Origin of the sequence: Mangrovivirga halotolerans, assembly GCF_026241165.1 — a bacterium.
GTDB lineage: Bacteria > Bacteroidota > Bacteroidia > Cytophagales > Cyclobacteriaceae > Mangrovivirga > Mangrovivirga halotolerans.
The window spans coordinates 448,871-467,183 of sequence record NZ_JAPFQN010000003.1; the positions used below are offsets into that span (position 1 = coordinate 448,871).

At 35.3% G+C, this 18,313-nt stretch carries 16 protein-coding genes; 11 read left to right on the forward strand and 5 right to left on the reverse strand.

The genetic code is table 11. The features are described 5' to 3' along the window. Positions 1 to 22 precede the first annotated feature (22 nt). The gene (locus OO013_RS05960) at positions 23 to 3,496 is read left to right on the forward strand and encodes a PKD domain-containing protein (protein WP_266055781.1); all 3,474 of its coding nucleotides are present in this window, start codon (positions 23 to 25) and stop codon (positions 3,494 to 3,496) included. Positions 3,497 to 3,655: 159 nt separating this feature from the next. Further along, complete coding sequence (locus OO013_RS05965) at positions 3,656 to 4,144, forward strand: Lrp/AsnC family transcriptional regulator (RefSeq protein WP_137092073.1); 489 nt, start codon at positions 3,656 to 3,658, stop codon at positions 4,142 to 4,144. Positions 4,145 to 4,236: 92 nt separating this feature from the next. On the opposite strand, the gene OO013_RS05970 is transcribed toward OO013_RS05965, so the two are convergent. Beyond that, positions 4,237 to 4,776 (reverse strand): hypothetical protein, encoded by a 540-nt coding sequence (locus tag OO013_RS05970; protein WP_266055782.1) that lies wholly within the window; start codon positions 4,774 to 4,776, stop codon positions 4,237 to 4,239. A gap of 198 nt (positions 4,777 to 4,974) precedes the next feature. On the opposite strand from OO013_RS05970, the gene OO013_RS05975 reads away from it, so the two are divergent. After that, a complete protein-coding gene (locus OO013_RS05975) occupies positions 4,975 to 6,405 on the forward strand; it encodes a pyridoxal phosphate-dependent decarboxylase family protein (RefSeq protein ID WP_266055783.1) in 1,431 nt (476 codons plus the stop codon). A gap of 112 nt (positions 6,406 to 6,517) precedes the next feature. Then, on the forward strand, positions 6,518 to 7,888 hold the full coding sequence (locus OO013_RS05980; RefSeq protein WP_266055784.1) for a cystathionine beta-synthase: 1,371 nt from the start codon (positions 6,518 to 6,520) through the stop codon (positions 7,886 to 7,888). A 185-nt stretch (positions 7,889 to 8,073) separates the two neighbouring features. Here OO013_RS05980 and OO013_RS05985 read toward each other — a convergent pair whose 3' ends face one another. Beyond that, positions 8,074 to 9,030, reverse strand: coding sequence for an NAD-dependent epimerase/dehydratase family protein (locus tag OO013_RS05985; protein WP_266055785.1), 957 nt, complete (start codon positions 9,028 to 9,030; stop codon positions 8,074 to 8,076). Between the two features lie 169 nt (positions 9,031 to 9,199). After that, complete coding sequence (locus OO013_RS05990; protein WP_266055786.1) at positions 9,200 to 9,751, reverse strand: redoxin domain-containing protein; 552 nt, start codon at positions 9,749 to 9,751, stop codon at positions 9,200 to 9,202. Between the two features lie 138 nt (positions 9,752 to 9,889). Between OO013_RS05990 and OO013_RS05995 the strand changes: the two genes are divergently transcribed. Then, a complete protein-coding gene (locus tag OO013_RS05995; RefSeq protein WP_266055787.1) occupies positions 9,890 to 10,555 on the forward strand; it encodes a hypothetical protein in 666 nt (221 codons plus the stop codon). Beyond that, the gene (gene kbl, locus OO013_RS06000) at positions 10,548 to 11,744 is read left to right on the forward strand and encodes a glycine C-acetyltransferase (RefSeq protein ID WP_266055788.1); all 1,197 of its coding nucleotides are present in this window, start codon (positions 10,548 to 10,550) and stop codon (positions 11,742 to 11,744) included. Before OO013_RS05995 ends, kbl begins: the two co-directional genes overlap by 8 nt. Positions 11,745 to 11,791: 47 nt before the next feature. Here the strand turns inward: kbl and cdaA are convergent, their stop codons facing one another. Next, a complete protein-coding gene (cdaA, locus tag OO013_RS06005) occupies positions 11,792 to 12,682 on the reverse strand; it encodes a diadenylate cyclase CdaA (protein WP_266055790.1) in 891 nt (296 codons plus the stop codon). Further along, positions 12,679 to 13,500 carry a dihydropteroate synthase gene (gene folP, locus OO013_RS06010; protein WP_266055791.1) on the reverse strand — a complete coding sequence of 274 codons (822 nt, stop codon included), beginning with the start codon at positions 13,498 to 13,500 and terminating at the stop codon, positions 12,679 to 12,681. The genes cdaA and folP overlap by 4 nt, the downstream gene beginning before the upstream one ends. 45 nt (positions 13,501 to 13,545) lie before the next feature. On the opposite strand from folP, the gene OO013_RS06015 reads away from it, so the two are divergent. The 5 genes from OO013_RS06015 to OO013_RS06035 all read left to right on the forward strand — a co-directional run bounded on the left by OO013_RS06015 (position 13,546) and on the right by OO013_RS06035 (position 18,281). Then, positions 13,546 to 14,091: a DUF1599 domain-containing protein gene (locus tag OO013_RS06015; protein WP_266055792.1), complete on the forward strand. Its 546-nt coding sequence runs from the start codon at positions 13,546 to 13,548 to the stop codon at positions 14,089 to 14,091. Between the two features lie 13 nt (positions 14,092 to 14,104). Beyond that, positions 14,105 to 15,205, forward strand: a complete 1,101-nt coding sequence (locus OO013_RS06020; RefSeq protein ID WP_266055794.1) for a BT_3928 family protein — start codon at positions 14,105 to 14,107, stop codon at positions 15,203 to 15,205. 87 nt (positions 15,206 to 15,292) lie between these two features. Next, entirely contained in the window at positions 15,293 to 16,348 is a 1,056-nt protein-coding gene (locus OO013_RS06025; protein WP_266055795.1) for an ABC transporter permease, read from the forward strand. 6 nt (positions 16,349 to 16,354) lie between these two features. Further along, on the forward strand, positions 16,355 to 16,885 hold the full coding sequence (locus OO013_RS06030) for a shikimate kinase (protein WP_266055796.1): 531 nt from the start codon (positions 16,355 to 16,357) through the stop codon (positions 16,883 to 16,885). 61 nt (positions 16,886 to 16,946) lie between these two features. Continuing rightward, complete coding sequence (locus tag OO013_RS06035) at positions 16,947 to 18,281, forward strand: N-acetylmuramoyl-L-alanine amidase (RefSeq protein ID WP_266055798.1); 1,335 nt, start codon at positions 16,947 to 16,949, stop codon at positions 18,279 to 18,281. Positions 18,282 to 18,313: the final 32 nt, after the last annotated feature.

An 18,313-nucleotide genomic window follows, 5' to 3' on the forward strand; every position in this document is an offset into this window, starting at 1 on the left:
AATAATTTATTCGTTGGGTTTAGTGAAAATTTTAGCTCAGTGTCAGGATGTGGATTTTGCTTTGCCTGATGAAATCTGTTCCGGAAGTAATATAATATTAGCTCCATCCCTTTCACAAAATACTTTTAATAATTGGAACTTTTGTTCCAATCCTCTGGATAGTGCCCCTGGTGAAATAGTTAATATGTCTAGCAGTTATGCGTATAGAAATGCACCTTATGTTGATATTATAAATGATGATACACCTCGTGCGTTAACAATAAGACGAACAAAAAGGGATGATCTTTTTCAGATTTCTGATATAAATAGTGAATTAACCGGAATCTCAAATATTCAATCATTACAGGCTCCTGCTGGAACATTTTCCTATCCAATGGATTTTGAAGCCGTTAAGGATAATGGTAAATGGAAAGTGCTAATGGCTAATCTCAATAATAAATACCCTTTTTTAATTCACCTTGGAGAAGACTTATCTAATCTTTCATATGTTAAAGTAGACACTCTTAATTTGCAAGGTCTTGAAGTTAATACTGAGGAAGTAGTTTTTAAAAATATAAATGGTAATTATATTGGCTTGATATCTTCCTATAGAGAACCTAAGATATATATTCTTAATTTTGGGAGTAGCACTTCAAATATTCCGATTATTTCATCATTTCTGGTTGATGGAATCTCTAAAATAAATGGTCTTGATCTTATAAAAGATTGTGATAATTATTTCGCAATTGTTTCTAGTAGGAATGAATCAAGTATTAAACTAATAGATCTGGGTAATGAGCTTTCTTTCCAAAACGCTTACGAACTTAATAATTATGGGATTACAGATCCTGCTCAGGTAAAGTTAGTAGAAAACAAAGGGAAATATTACGCCTTTATTCAATCATTTAGAGGTGATTTTCATCGATTTGATTTTGGGTCCAATATAGGAGCTGCAATTTTGGATTATAAAAATCTGGGTCGGATTTCTGAAAATGTTTTTTCTTTTGATATTGAAAGAATCAATGAGAATTTAATGGGGTTTTCTAATGATAATGTACAGTACTCGCGTGGTTTCTACTCCTTTCAATTCCAAAACCAATGCTTTCAATCTCCTTCTTCAACTACTGAAAGAAACCCAGTAATATCATATAACCAACCCGGTACGTATCCGGTAACATTAACTGTAACTGATTCATTAGGTAATAAATCTTCTCTGACAAAAGAGGTGACAGTGGTCGATACTAAGGCTCCAATAGTTACATTAGATACCGATTCTGTTTATTGTGAGAATTCTGAATTACAGCTTTCGGCTTCCTCTGAAGGATCTGTCAATTCCTGGTACTGGCAATTTGGCGACGGGAACTCTGCTACCGGACAAACGGTTTCTCATCAGTATGTTTCTGATGGATCGTATCCAGTAATGCTCCAGGTAACAGATTCTAATACTGGGTGTGGAAATATTGCTTTCGACACAATTTCGATTTTTCAGGAACCGGTAGCTGATTTTTCAAATGAACAAAGTGTAGTTTGCTCTAATACTGATTTGTATTTTGAAAATCAATCTGATTTAAAAGGTGCTCAAGATTATGCCACATATTCTTGGTACCTGAATGAAAGTCTGGTATCAAATAATATCGATTACGCTGAGAGACTAGACTTGCCGGGAACATATTCAATTTCATTACAGACAAATATTCCCGGATGTTACGATTCTATTTCAAAGCAAATTGAAGTTAAAGCGGGGCCGAACCCGGATTTTTCTTTTAAAGAAGCCTGTGAAAATTCGTTTGTTTCTTTTAATGATCTCTCAACAGGTTCAAATATTATCAGCAGACAATGGGATTTTGGTAATGGAACACAATCTACAGCTGTTAGTCCGGAAATATTTTACGAAGAAAACGGATCTTATCCGGTGACCTTGACACTGATAAATGATAGCAATTGCCAGAGCTCTAAAATTGATACCTTAAAAATTTACGATATTCCCAATCCTGATTTTTCAACTTCTCTGGCATGTGATAATATGCCTGTTAAATTCAGGAATATGTCTACTATTACCGGAGATCAACTGAATTCCTGGCAATGGTTTGTCAATGGTCAGGAAAAATCAAGCCTGCAAAATCCTGAAATAGAATTTGAAACAGCAGGAAATTATGATGTGAGATTAAAAGTTAGGTCTGAATTTGGTTGTGAATCGAGTATAGTTAAATCTATTACAATTAATCAATCTCCCTCCGTAGATTTTATTATCGAAAATGCATGTTCAGATAATTATGTGAGCTTTTTATATGATGAGCAAAACAACTCTCAAGCTATTAAGAATTGGTTGTGGACTATTGATGGGAATGAGTATCTAAGAAAGAATGTTCAGAAATATTTTGCCAATACTGGTGAATATTCTGTAAAACTAAATGTGATAGCTGAAAACCTTTGTTCTGAAGATACAGTTAGGGTATTTTCAATAAAACAATCTCCAACTGCACAATTTAGCGTAGAAAATCCATGCGAAGGGGAGCAAACATTATTTAATTCAAATACCAGTAATACAGTAGGGTATGAATGGATTATCAATGATAATATAACCTTGTCAGGAGAGAAGGCCTCCTGGGTTTTTTCCAGGGATGGAATTCATTCTTTGAAGCATGTTGTCACCGCAACTAATGGCTGTACTGATACCCTATCAAAAGAAATTGATATTAATAAACTTCCTGAAGTTAGCTTTACAGTTAATAATACTGAGGGAGGTGTTCCGTTTCTGGTTGATTTTACCAATGAAAGTAAATTTGCTGAAACTTTTCTATGGGATCTGGAAGGTGATAATAAAGTTTTATCAAATAAATTTGAACCAACTTATTTGTATGAGTTCAGAGGTGATTATACAGTAGAATTAACTGGTTTCTCAAAGGATAGCTGCTCTTCATCTTCTGTTTTAAATATTAAAGCTGTTAATCCGGTGGTTGATTTGAAAATCAATTCTCTTGATTTAATTACAGAAGATGTGGGTAAATTTCTTGAAATCGAAATCACAAATAATGGTAATATTCCAGCAAATGAGCTTGGCGTTAAGGTAGAATTATCAAATGGGGAGGTTTTTACTTACCCTTTAGAAAAAAGAATGCCATTTGATAGGACCATTCACTATAAAGTCCCATTTGATTTTGAACTATCAACCATAACGAATATTTGTGCTGAATTAAGTTTTGATGAAATAGAGAGAGATGTCTATATCTATGATAATACTAATTGCATAACCTTTAATAAAGGGTTAGGTGAGATTGGTTTTACAAAGAATCCCTCTCAATCAGATTCTTATTTACAGTTAACTTCTCCAGAGGCTGGCATAGCACACATTATAGTTTTTGATTCGAAGGGAAGTAAGTTATTAGAACAAGAATTCATGTTAAATAAAGGGCTAAATAATATTCCTTTTAAGGCTGACGATTTATCTCCGGGTGTATATCCTGTTAATGTCAGGTTTAGGGGAACCTCCAATAGCATAAAGTTTATTAAACAGTAATTTGTTGATATGCTGATTATTGAGGGTGTTGGTGTTCTTGCTCATCTTTTTGCTTGCCTAATTTTATTTTATTATTTATTAATTCAGTAAAAATAAATTCGTTTGCTTCCCTTATTATTTATATATTTGCCAAATATTTGGTAATAAATAGAGAGTTAAATGAGTATTCCAGTTAAGCTAGACAAGATTGATCGAAAAATCCTCGAAATTCTTCAGGCAAATGCCAAGATTACTAATAGTCAATTATCTAAAGAAATAGGATTATCTCCAGCCCCTACATTAGAGCGTGTTAAAAAACTTGAACAGTCAGGGGTTATTCATTCCTATCATGCTCAACTCAATCCTTCTAAAATTGGGTTGGGAGTTAATACTTTCGTATTAGTAAGTTTGACAGGGCATAACAAGGATATCATAGAGATATTCATTGAAGAAATAAACAAGATTGATGAAGTAATCGAATGTCACCATATTACAGGTTCTGGTGATTTTATTCTTAAGATTATCACTGGGGATATAGCTGCTTACCAACAATTAATGCTGGAAAGGGTCTCCGCAATTAAAGTTGTGGATAATCTTCAGTCAATGGTAATTTTATCTACATTTAAGGATAGTAAGGTTATGCCAGTGCCCGATGGGATACTAAAATAATACTAAAACAATTAAATGTAAAAGCCGATGTGAAGCATCGGCTTTTACATTTAATTATAGATAAAGCTTTTAAATGTGGGATATATAATCTGTTAAGATAGTATTTGCGTAAATTTTATTCTTTTCAAATTGAAATCTTTCAACATTCCATTAGTAGGGTTCAATAATTTATTTTTAAGAGATGAGACTGTTTCTTTACTATAGCCCGATATCAATGCGATCAGACAAAAATCCTCTATAAATTTTTCAGTGGCGTTATATTTTTTCCTAAGCTTATAACCATAATCACAGGAAAGGATTTTATTTTCTCTTCCATCAATAATTTTATTATCATATGCCCAAAGAGTATACATTATAGAGCAGCTATAATCATATGCAGTCATCTCGTCGCTGTCGTCTATTTCTCCACCATAGAGATTTCTAAATCCAATACTGTCAATGTCTTCTAAAAAGTCACAAAATTGATTATAGTTTTCAACAGTCCCACTATCGAAAATATTCTCAACTTCCTTATTCATTAGAATGTTTGGGTAATGAAGAAGCATCGCGGGTAAACCCAAAAGCAATGCATTATCATATTGTGATTTGTTTATTTCTCTGTATAAGTCTCCGTCACTAAAACTTTCACTCAAGGAGGAGGCTTTTATTTTTGGGTTCTGTTGATTTGACGGCATATCTGGGATTAGTATTTTAAATGCAATTACACTAATATAATGGTATTTTTCTAATATTAAAATTAGTTATTCTAATTATTTTTTTCTCTTTGCAGTATTGCTTATCACTTAAATGTTTAATGATTAAATTAACTTTTCAATTAAGATAATACGAACATGCACGATCCTGAAGAATTTAGGAAAAGAGGATATGAAATGGTCGATTGGATAGCTGACTATTTCAAAGATTTAGAATCTCTGCCTGTAAAACCGGATATCACTCCCGGGTTAATAAAAGATAAAATTCCTTCCGATTATCCAGAAGAACCTGAATCTTTTGATCAGATATTTAATGATTTTAAAGAAAACATCCTTCCTGGCATGACTCATTGGCAGCATCCAGGATTTATGGCGTATTTTCCTGCAAACAATAGTTTTCCGTCCATTTTAGCTGAAATGGTTACTGCGGGAATGGGCGCACAATGTATGATTTGGCTTACCTCTCCGGCGGCTGAAGAATTAGAAGACCGCATGATGGAATGGTTACGAAAAGCAATAGGTTTACCTGATTCTTTTACTGGAGTGATTCAGGATACTGCTTCAACAGCTACCTTAGTTGCGATTTTGACAGCTAGAGAGAAATTCTCTCATTTTGGAGTTAGTAAAAGTGGTTTTACAGGAAGGGAAAAATTCAGAGTATATTCATCAGACCAGGTTCATAGTAGTATTGATAAAGCTGTTAGAATAGCGGGTCTAGGAGAGGATAATTTAGTCAGGGTGCCAGTGAATGATGATTTTTCGATGGATCCTGAAGCTTTAAGGCAGGCCATCGAAGAAGATCTCAGGTCTGGATATAAACCTTTGTGCATTGTATCGGCTCTTGGCACGACTAGCTCGACTGCTTGTGACCCCATAGATGCAATCGGGAAATTGGCTAAAGATTACGATATCTGGCACCACGTTGATGCAGCTTATTTAGGGACAGCCCTGATATTAGAAGAGTATCGCTATTTAATAGATGGGATTGAGAATGCAGATAGTTTTGTTTTTAATCCTCACAAATGGATGATGGTCAATTTTGATTGCTCTGCATATTTCGTCAAGGATACAGAATTACTTCAAAAGACTTTTTCTGTTATGCCTGAATATCTTAAGACAGATATTGATAAACAGGTTAAAAATTACAGAGACTGGGGAATTCAATTGGGGAGAAGGTTCAGGGCATTAAAGCTTTGGTTTGTATTGAGAAGCTTTGGTCTTGCTGGAATAAAGAAGATGATTTCAGGGCATATTAAAATGGCTGATAAGTTTAAAAATTATATTGCCCGAGTTGGTCATTATGAAATATTAGCTCCTGTAGTTGCAAACCTGATCTGTTTCAGGGTGATCAAATTAGGATGGAGTGATGAGCAGGCTGATAATGCTTCCAGGTTATTGATGCAAAAAATTAACAACTCTGGCCAATTTTTTCTGACGCATACCAGGTTGAAAAATAAATTTGCGATACGTGTGGTAATCGGTCAGACTAATGTGAATGAGAAACATGTGGAAAAGTTGATTTCTTTAATGGAGGAATTTGTTCCTGAAGTGCTATCGGAGATGGATTAGAGTTAATATTAACGATAAAAATTACCTGGTTTACGTATAATTAGTAAAAAGCTTCAATCAATGTGCTGGTTGTTGCAGGATTATATAATTTTGCGCAAATATCCATAAGACAATGATTTACAATTCAATTATAGACACGATAGGGGATACCCCGCTAATTAAACTTAATAAAGTTGCTGAAGGAGTTAAAGGTACTGTGGCTGTTAAGGTTGAGTACTTTAATCCTGGTAATTCGATGAAGGATAGAATGGCATTAAAGATGATTGAAGATGCCGAAAAAGACGGACGTTTAAAGCCCGGAGGAACGATCATCGAATGTACATCAGGGAATACAGGAATGGGATTAGCCCTGGGAGCAATTGCAAAAGGCTATAAATGTATTTTTACTCTGGCCGATAAACAATCTAAAGAGAAGATAGATATTTTAAGGGCAATGGGTGCTGAGGTGATTGTTTGTCCTACCAATGTTGGTCCGGATGATCCTAGATCATATTACTCGGTAGCAAGAAAAATGAATGAAGATATTCCAAATTCATTTTTCCCTAATCAGTATGATAATTTATCAAATGCGGTTGCCCATTATGAAACTACAGGTCCTGAAATCTGGAGAGATACAGATGGAAAAATCACACACTATGCGGCAGGCGTAGGAACCGGAGGTTCTATGTGTGGAACAGCAAAATATTTGAAAGAACAGAATTCCGATATAGTAACTGTTGGTATCGATAGCTATGGTTCTGTTTTTAAAAAATATAAAGAAACAGGTGAGTTTGATGAAAAAGAGATTTATCCTTATCTGACAGAAGGTATCGGCGAAGATATTTTGCCTAAGAATGTAGATTTCAGTCTTATCGATCACTTTGTAAAAGTAACTGATAAAGATGCTGCAATAATGACCAGGAGATTAGCCCGGGAGGAAGGGTTATTTGTTGGCTGGTCTTGTGGTGCAGCAGTGAAGGGTGCTTTGGATTGGGCAAAAGATAACCTTGAAGAGGATGATGTGATGGTCGTGATATTACCTGACCATGGTACTCGTTATCTCGGAAAGGTTTACAATGATGACTGGATGAAAGATCATGGTTTTATCGAAGCCCGAAGTTATGCCACAGCTGAAGATATTATAAGCAAGCAGGAAACGAATGGCAAATTGGTGACTCTTGATAAAAATACTAAAGTTATTGATGCAGTCAGCCTGTTAAATGAAAAGGGGATTTCTCAAATTCCTGTTACTGATGGAGATGAATTTGTAGGTTCTCTGACAGACTCGAAAGTTCTTCGAAAATTAATTGATAATCCTGATATAAAAGGAGAGCCAGTTTCGGAGATTATGGATGATCCATTCCAGTTTGTTTCAGCTAATAATACTTTGGATGTTCTTTCTTCTTTAATTGATGAGGAACATAAAGCCATTTTAGTGAGAGATAATAATGATGAAGTTCATATAATAACTCAGCATGATTTGCTGATGGCGATGACCAAATAATTTATAATATCAAAATTTTAAAGCAAAATGGGGCATCCTTAAAAGGGTGCCTTTTTTTATTTTTAATAAACTAAATCACATTTAAAAAAGAAACCCTGACAAGCTATGCTTCGTCAGGGCTAATACCAACTATTTGCACTGTTTAAGTACTTATATATACGATTAGTTTGTTAATAAGGTTCTGATTATTTTTTTGAATCGAGTAAAATTTCCAGATTTTTCAGGATATCTTCTGTCATTCCATCTAAATCATATTCAGGTTTCCATCCCCAGTCATTTCTTGCGCAAGAATCATCAATGCTGTCTGGCCAGCTCTCAGCAATTTCCTGTCTGAAATCGGGCTTGTATTCAATTTCAAAATCCGGTTTAAACTTTTTAATGCTTTCAAATATTTTTTCAGGAGTGAATGAAATTGCTGAAAGGTTATAGCTGCTTCTGACTTTCACTCTTGAAGGTTCCACTTTCATAAGTTCGATTGTCGCCCTGACAGCGTCTGGCATATACATCATAGGTAAGGCACTGTCTTTATCGAGAAAACACTCGAATTTTTCCTCAGCCAGAGCTTTATAATAAATGTCAACTGCATAATCTGTAGTACCACCTCCGGGCAATGATTTATAACCAATCAGTCCAGGGTATCTAATGCTTCTCACATCCACACCATATTTCTCAAAATAATATTGACACCACTGTTCACCAGCCAGTTTACTGATACCATAGACTGTTGTCGGATTGGTAACGGTAAGTTGTGGGGTGTTTACTTTAGGAGTATCGGGTCCAAAGACTGCGATAGAGCTTGGCCAGTAAATTCTGTTAACATGATCAATGTTTTTGGCTAGATCAAGGACATTAAAAAGGCTCCCCATATTCAAGTCCCATGCCCATTGAGGATCTTTCTCACCTTTGGCACTTAAGATGGCAGCAAGATGATATATGTGATTGACTCTGTATTTTTCAACCAGACTGATCAATCTTTCCTTGTCCATCACGTCCAATTGTTCATAGATAAAATCTCCATCCACTTCAGAGGACGGTTTCAGATCAGATGCAATAACATTATCTCTACCGTATTCTTCCTGCAATCCCATTACTAGTTCTGTGCCAAGTTGTCCCAGGGATCCGATTACCAAAATCTTAGTCATTGAAGCAATTTTTTTTGCGAAATTATTAATAATGAGTCGCTAAAAAAACTTCATGTTAAAGATTTTGTATTCAATGACTGAAATATTGCTTGTTATTAAATTTTTGACTCTTGAAATAATGAAGGGAAATTCTCCTTTTTCTCAATTAAGCAAAATCACTATTCGCATTTTAAGATTTACCTGAAATAAAATCTCGTATATGATCCAGTTTCATTCTATCATTCAATCTTTGAGAATAATGCACATGCTGCAATGTCAGGTTTTTATCAACGAGAAATTCAGCAGGCATTGTGCTTAAAGATTCCCCTGCAGTGGGCATGCCCATAGGTAAATTTTTAATCTTCGCTTTAAATGCCGTCTGAACAAATGATGTAATATGACTGATGGCAGAATTTTTTCCTGAAGGCTCCAAACCGTATTTTCCATAAATGATCTTTTCAGGATCGGAAATAATTGGAATAGGTGAAACGCCCTGGTGAAAAGTACTCCTTTCAATAACACTTCTTTTCGATTCGAAGAAAAAGATCATTTTAAAATCCGAATCATTAATTTCTTCATGCAACTTTGTTAATGTATGAACTCTGAGATTGCAAAATGGGCATCCAGCATGTCTGAAAAAAGCGATCAGCGTTTTTTTCCCTTTGTAGTCATCAATATTTATTTCCCTGTCAAAAACGTCAGTTTCCTTAAAAAACGGAGCAATTACTTTTGTTTCAAGCATAAAAAAATTGTTTTAAAACTAATACAACTTATTAGACTAAATGGTTGCCAATAATGTTTTAAAGAATGTAGAAGTATCTGGTGTCAGATAAAAAGCAATCTTGTTACGCTTTTGAATTTAGTCGGTTATATTTGTGATATGGATTTCAGTTCATTCCTTAAAACAAAGCGAATAGACCCTGAAAGTTTGAAAAAAGCTGACCCCAGTTTATTTCATTCATGGGAGATCCTTTATGGGTATGTCCATCCAAACAGCTTTGTCAGACAAAAACTTTTTATTATAAATAAGATCAGGCGGGCTCATCCATATGAGGGAGAAATTCCAAAACCGGAAAAGCCTAAAAAGCCTGTGGCAAAACCTTCAAAGGCAGCTAAAGTTGTTGGTAAAAAAGCTATCATTAAACCTAAAGTGAAGAAATCTGATGAATCGGTTGATACAACAGATGTGAAAGCTGTTAAGCCAAAAGCTGTCAGACCTAGGCCTGTAATGAAGTCTAAGCAGAAAGATGGCACAGAACAACCTACTCAGCCTAAAGCGACTCAAAAGCCCAGGCCGGTTATAAAGCCAAAGAAAGTTGCGGAAAGGAATGAAGCAGACGAGAAGGAAAAAGATACTACTGAGAAAGTAAATCCTAAAAAAGCTAAAATGGTTAAGCCTGTAATGAAAAAGAAAACTGAAAAAAGTGGTGATCAGGCTGGAGATATAAAAACTGATGAAGGAAAGGTCAAAAGCAAAAAAATGCCAAGACCGATAATGAAGAAACCCAAAATTAAAAGACCAAATAAAGACGATAACGATGTTTGATTCATTGAAAGAAGAATTACAGCAACAAATTCAGGAGTTGAAAGACTCAGGCTTGTATAAAACTGAAAGAGTTATAACAACACCCCAGGGTGCGGAAATAAAAACAGACCAGGGGAAAGAAGTTATTAATTTTTGCGCAAATAATTACCTGGGATTGTCATCGCATCCTAGAATTCTTGAAGCAGCCCATAATACACTTGATAGTCATGGATACGGAATGTCATCTGTAAGATTTATTTGCGGAACACAAGATATTCATAAAGAACTGGAAAGAAAGATCTCTGAATTTCTAGGAACTGAAGATACAATCTTATATGCTGCAGCTTTTGATGCAAATGGTGGTGTCTTTGAACCAATTCTCGGTAAGGAAGATGCTATCATCTCTGATGCATTAAATCATGCCTCAATAATTGATGGTGTCAGATTGTGTAAAGCAATGCGCTTTAGATACCAGCACAATGACATGGATGATCTGGAAAAGCAGCTTAAATCTGCAGTTGAACAGGGGGCCAGACATAAGATCATTGTGACCGATGGGGTCTTTTCAATGGATGGAACTATTGCTCAGCTTGACAAGATCTGTGATCTGGCAGAAAAATACGATGCAATGGTAATGTCCGATGAATGCCACTCGACAGGATTCATGGGTAAAACGGGTCGTGGAGTTCATGAATATACTGATTGCATGGGGCGTGTAGATATTATAACGGGAACTCTTGGTAAAGCATTAGGTGGTGCTTTAGGAGGATTTACTTCCGGTCGAAAGGAAATAATTGAAATGCTTCGTCAAAAGTCAAGACCTTATTTATTCAGTAATACTTTGGCTCCTGCAATTGTTGGTGCTTCAATAGCTGTATTTGATCTGCTTACCGAAACAACAGAGTTAAGAGATAAGCTGGAAGATAATACTAAATATTTCAGGGAAAAGATGACTGAGGCAGGGTTTGATATTAAACCTGGAGAGCATCCAATTGTGCCAATAATGTTATATGATGCGCCATTAGCTCAAAAAATGGCAGAAAGACTTCTGGATGAAGGTATTTATGTGATAGGGTTTTATTATCCTGTTGTGCCAAAAGGACAGGCGAGGATAAGAGTACAAGTTTCTGCTGTTCATGAAAAAGAACATTTGGACAAAGCAATTAATGCCTTCATTAAGATTGGTAAGGATCTGGAAGTGATTAAATAATAAACTAATTTAAAATATAAAAGCCTTCGTTTTTGCGAAGGCTTTTTTTATGATGTTTCTTCTAATGATTCCTTTGTTTTTTTCTTCTTTTTCTTCTTTTTATCCTCTTCGGCTTGTTTTGTTATTACCTGATCAAGTGAAGGTTCAACTGTGTGGTAATATTCATTGATTCTCTTTCTTATTTCCTGTGGTGAAAGGTTATGATCAATTTTACCACCTCGTGCGAGTGATAACTGACCTGTTTCTTCTGAGATTATCAAAACAAGAGTATCGGTATTTTCACTCATTCCAATTGCTGCCCGGTGCCGCAATCCAAATTGAGCTGGAAGGGTTTGCTCAGTGACAGGCAAAATACACCTTGCTGCTTTTACTCTTCCATTGTAAATTATTACAGCACCATCGTGCAAAGGACTAAATTTGTTGAAAATAGACAGCAGGATCCTCTTGGATATGATAGCATCCATCATATCACCTGATTCAGCATAGAATTTAAGTTCAGAATTTCTTGAAAAAACAATTAGCGCTCCTGTATTAGAGCCACCTAGTGTTTTAGCTGCTTCAACTACTGCAGAAACATTCAGGCTGAATACTTCCTTTTTGTTTTTTATTCCCAGTAATTCCAGAAAAGATTCCCGATTAAATGCCGTGCTTCGGCCTATGATCAGAAGGAATTTTCTGATTTCTTGCTGAAACAGAATAATAACAGCAAGAACTCCGACTCCCATAAATTCTCCCAGAATAGAAGAAAGTAATTCCATTCCTGAGGCTCGTACAACCAGGTAAATAAGGTATAGAGACAGGAAACCTAAAAACACTCTAACCGCAACAGATCCCTTCATCAGCTTATAAAGCTGATACATAAGAACAGCTACCAGGAAGATATCAATGACATCTATCCAGCTAATGTTCAGAAATCCGATTTTAAACAATAAGTTCAAGTGTTAATCAGGTTAAAAAGTTTAACGCATTCGACAGCCTCTTTGACGTCGTGTACCCTTAGGATTTTTGCCCCTCTTTCCAATGCTACCATATTTATTGCTGTGGTTCCGTTAAGAGCCGAATCAGCATTTATTCCTAATGGCTTGTGTATCATGGATTTTCTGGAGACGCCTACGAGTAAAGGAACTCCAATTTCCTTAAAATAAGCCAAATTTTTGAGCATTTCATAATTTTGTTCCAGTGTTTTTGCAAATCCAAATCCAGGGTCTATAATTAAATCTGAAACTCCCGATTCCCGGAGATTTTTTACCTTCTCGGCAAGCGAATAGAAAACCTCTTTTGTGACATTTTCATAGTCTGTAAGAGATGTCATAGTTTGAGGTGTACCACGCATATGCATAATGATATATGGGGCATTTTTCGCTTTTATGACATCCCACATTTTTTCATCAGCATCCCCTCCTGAAACATCATTTATTATATCTGCTCCCAATTTCAGGGATCTTTCAGCAATCTCACTGCGAAAAGTGTCAACAGATAAAATTGTATCGGGGTAATGTTTCTTAAGGATCGCTACAGCGGATTCTATTCTTTGAATTTCTAGATCAACAGGGATATCAGCAGCTCCGGGTCGTGTACTGTATGCGCCTAAATCAAGGATTTTAGCTCCTTCATCAATCATTTTTCCTGCTTTTTCTAATAAGGAATTTTCATCTGTCCTGCTCCCTTTATAAAATGAATCAGAGGTAAGATTGATGATCCCCATTACTATTGGTGAGGATAAATCAAATAGTTTTCCTTTTATGTTAAGTGTCATTATTCTAAAATTATTATCTTTCGCCGTTGAACAAAATTCGGAGTTTTGGAAGAAAAAACCATAAATCAATACCAACAAGTGATCTCTCATTGCAGGGAGCTCTTTGAAAAAAAAGCCACAGACTATGGTACCGCATGGCGAATTATGCGTATGCCTTCGATTACTGATCAAATTTATATAAAAATAAATCGTATCAGGTCCATTCAGGATAAAGGAATGCAACAGATCAATGAAGCTATTGAAGATGAATTTGTTGCAATAATAAATTATAGTATAATAGCTATGATTCAATTAGGCTTGGCGAAAGATGAAAGAATAGAGATTCCCGCTGAGGAATTGATGGAATTGTATGATAAATATGCAAACGAAACTCTGGAACTCCTTCAGCGTAAAAACCACGATTATGGTGAGGCATGGCGTGATATGAGAGTATCTTCAATTACCGATATTATACTAATGAAGGTTTACAGGGTCAAACAAATTGAAGATAATGAAGGTCAAACCCTTGTATCGGAAGGGGTTTCAGCTAATTATCAGGATATGCTTAATTATTCAGTTTTTGCTCTTATATTAAGTGGGTTTGTAAAATGATACTTTTTGCTTTATGAAAACGTTTATAAATAATCTTTTTAGAATTTTTGTAGGTGCATTGTTTGTTTTTTCCGGCCTGGTAAAGCTAAATGATCCCCAGGGTACTGCAATTAAAATGACTGAGTATTTCCAGGTTTTTGCAGAAGATTTCTTTAATCCTTTCATCTACCTGGTACCAGCAGCATTACCGATTGCCTTTATCATTATTATTTTTGAAATACTGGTTGGAATTGCCTTGTTAATTAACTACAAGATGCAGCTTACCACCAAGGTGTTACTGGTAATGATCATATTCTTTACCTTTCTTACTTTCTATTCAGCATATTTTGATAAAGTTACCGACTGTGGATGCTTTGGAGATGCAATACCTTTAACCCCGTGGGAATCTTTTTACAAAGATATTGTCCTTTTAATAATGTCTTTATGGTTATTCTTTAATAGAAAGGACTTTGTGAATATGTTCCGGTCATTTACTGCAAATGCAATTTTGATCGCATCAGCTGTTATATTTACTATTGTCGGGATTTATGCGATAAATCATTTGCCCTATATCGATTTTCGACCATATGCTGTAGGAGAAAGTATTCCTGAAAACATGCAGCCGGCAGAAAATCCAATATTTGAATATACATTTGTAAAGGATGGGGAGGAGATAAAGTCTCGGAAATATATTCAGGATGAAGGATATGAATATGTGTCAAATGAGGTAATTAATAAAGATGAATCAGAACCTGAAATAACAGATTACAGTGTAGAATCGATAACTGGAGATGATGTAACACAAAGAACCTTTGAAGGTATAAAGTTGTTGATCATTATTGAAAGCCTCGAAAAAACAGATAAGGAAGCATATTCCGAAATAAATAGTCTCCTTTCAGGATTAAAACCAGGAATAGAGTCAATGGTGCTAACAGCAGTTGGACCGGGAGAATTTGATAAGTTCAGACATGAAGTGCAATTAGGAGTTCCATATTACTTCACAGATCATACAGTTTTAAAAGCCATGGTCAGATCAAATCCCGGAATAATGCTGTTACAAAATGGTGTTGTAAAGGGTAAATGGCATCATAATGATACTCCATCACCGGCTGATATCCATAGTTTAATTGATTAGAGGAGTTTTTTACTACATTGACTTTAATAACGAATTAATTTCGACTATTTTAGCCATCTGATAATCATTCAAAGATAATTTTTTTTAATGCTTAAGTTTATAGGTAGAAGATTAGGATACGGCTTGCTGGTTATGATGGGGGTGACAGTGATTGTGTTTTTCCTTTTTCACCTCTTACCCGGAGACCCTGCAAGAATGGTTGCTGGAAAGCGATCAGATATAACTACCATAGAAGCAATTAATAAAGAATTTGGTCTTGATAAACCATTGCCAGTTCAGTTTTACCTTTATTTAAAGGACCTTTCCCCAATTTCTATCCATGAAGATACTCCCCAGAATCAGGATAAATATGAATATACTGAATTAATAAACCTGGGTGAGGAGGTGTTGGTTTTGAAAGCCCCTTATTTACGAAGGTCATTTCAGACCAATAAAAGAGTAGGAGAGCTTCTTATGGAGAATCTTGAGCCAACTATTTGGCTTGCTCTTGCTGCAATGGCCTTTGCCACAATCTTTGGTATAGCTATCGGAGTTGTTTCTGCAGTCAATCAACATAAATTTCTGGATAATTTCCTGGTTGCAGGTTCTGTTCTTGGAATTTCTCTTCCGTCTTTCGTAGCAGCTATAATTATATCGATGATTTTTGGTTATTATCTTGCTGACTGGACTGGTTTAGGGCTGACAGGACAACTATATGATTACAGTCCTTTCGGTGGAAAAACATTGAATTTAAAAAATCTGGTACTCCCTGCATTTACACTGGGGATACGACCTCTTGCGATCATTATGCAGCTTACCCGTAGTAGCATGCTTGATGTTTTAAAACAAGATTATATAAGAACTGCTTATTCTAAAGGATTACCTTATAAGAAGGTTCTTGTGAAACATGCCTTAAAAAATGCTTTAAATCCTGTGATTACAGCAGTTTCTGGTTGGTTGGCTTCCTTAATGGCCGGAGCTTTCTTCGTAGAACTTGTATTCGACTGGAAAGGATTTGGATATGTAACCATTAAAGCTGTGGAAAGTCTTGATTTTCCTGTGGTAATGGGTGCCGTCTTGATTATCGCATTGATCTTCGTTTTTGTAAATATTCTGGTTGATGCATTATATGCCTTGATTGATCCTAGGGTAAGAATAAGCTAAAAATTTATGGAGTTATCACGCCTGATTTATCTGATAGGATTGCCTGGTTCAGGTAAATCATCTGTAGGTAAAATATTAAGCAGCTCAATTGAATATGATTTTATCGATCTTGATGAATGGATTGAAAAAAATGAGAAAAGCTCAATAAAAGAAATATTCGCAGTAAAAGGAGAAAGCTATTTTCGTGATCTGGAAACCAGGGCTTTACAAATGCTTTCAGAAAAAATAAATTCCGGTACTATAATATCAACAGGAGGAGGAACTCCCTGTTACAATGATAATCTTAAGATTTTGAAAAATACCGGTTTGTTGATATACCTGAAAGCTGATGTAGATGTGCTGGTTAAAAGAATCGAAAATAACATTATTGAAAAGGATAACAGGCCACTTTTTAATACTGCTGATATTGAATCTAAATATAAAGCATTAATAAAAGACCGCAGGCTATTCTATGAAGATGCACATCTGATTGTGGATACCGGAGGATTAAATGAAAAAGAAATTGCAGAACTAATTCTTTCAGAAATGAATCAATAATTTTATATTCTGATATATTTTTTTAAAATATTCTACTTGTCAAATCAAATTTTTACTCACTATGAGGTTTTTCCTATTACTACTCACTGTCTTTCTGTTTACTGTTAATGGTACTGCTCAAGATGTTGATATTGAATTATATAAGAAGAGAATTGAAAGACATCTCCCGAAGCTTATCAAACATGAAAGTCTTAAAAATCACTTTAATTTCGAAGAAAATTATTTAGAAGTATTTGAACATCCTTCTGATAAAAGAACCGGAAGACCACCAGAGTTTAGATTGTATTATACTGAAATTCCGCTGTTTTTGAAGATCATATATAATGCTTCTAGGGAAGAAGCGATTGATTTTTATCAGAGAAAAGGAACATCAGCATTCCCAAAATCTATCGCTGAAAAATACGATGAGTTTTCTTTAGACCGACCTACTAGATTTGCAGGACTTCGGGTAGCAATTGATCCGGGACATTTTGCCGGAAGTGAAAGGGAAGCTAAACAAGAAGCTAAATTTTTGAAAATTAAAGGTGAAGATATCGGACAAAGAAAAGATTTGTTCTTTTATGAAGCACAATTGACCTATGCTACAGCCGAAATTTTAAGAGAAATGCTGGAAAATGAGTTGGCAAGTGTCAAGCTAACCAGGGTTCAGGGTGAATCAGCTGTCGGGAAAAGTTTTGACAAATGGTATAAAGAAGATTTCATAAGGGTAAGGGATGAAATGTGTAGCGAAGACGAATTGCCTGAAAGTATGTGCGCAAGCTTAAAAGCTGATCCAGGTCCAAAAAATGCTTTTTTTAAGTTATATAAATACCTTGATTTTACTGGTCGTGCCGACGTGATCAACAATTACAAAGCTGACCTTACTGTGGTTATTCATTACAATGCCAAAGAAGATAATCCAAGGGATGAAAAAGGATATACTACTCCTACAAAAGAAAATTATGCTATGGCTTTTATTCCGGGTAGTTTTCTGCAAAATGAATTGAAGAAGGTTGATCAGCGCATCGATTTTTTAAGATTACTGTTAAGTGATGATATGGACAGAAGTGAAGAATTAGCTAGTTCATATATTCAAGATCATGAAGAAACATTAGAAGTGCCTGCTTTACCAGAAGATAATAGCCTGCGTCATATAGAATATGTGAATATATATTCAGGCGAAGAGGGAGTTTATCACAGGAATTTATATTTAACCCGGGCAGTAAAAGGAGCTGTCGTGTATGGGGAAAGCTTATATCAGGATAATATTGATGAAATTAAAAAGCTGACGAGATCAGGGTTGACATATGAGCAATTATTGAAGAATGAAAGGTTGAAGGAAGTTGCTCAATCATATTTCCTGGCTATAGAAAACTACCTTAAATATAAAGAGGGTGATCAAAAAACAAATCAGTAAAAAATAAAAGAGAGCAGTGACAATCACTGCTC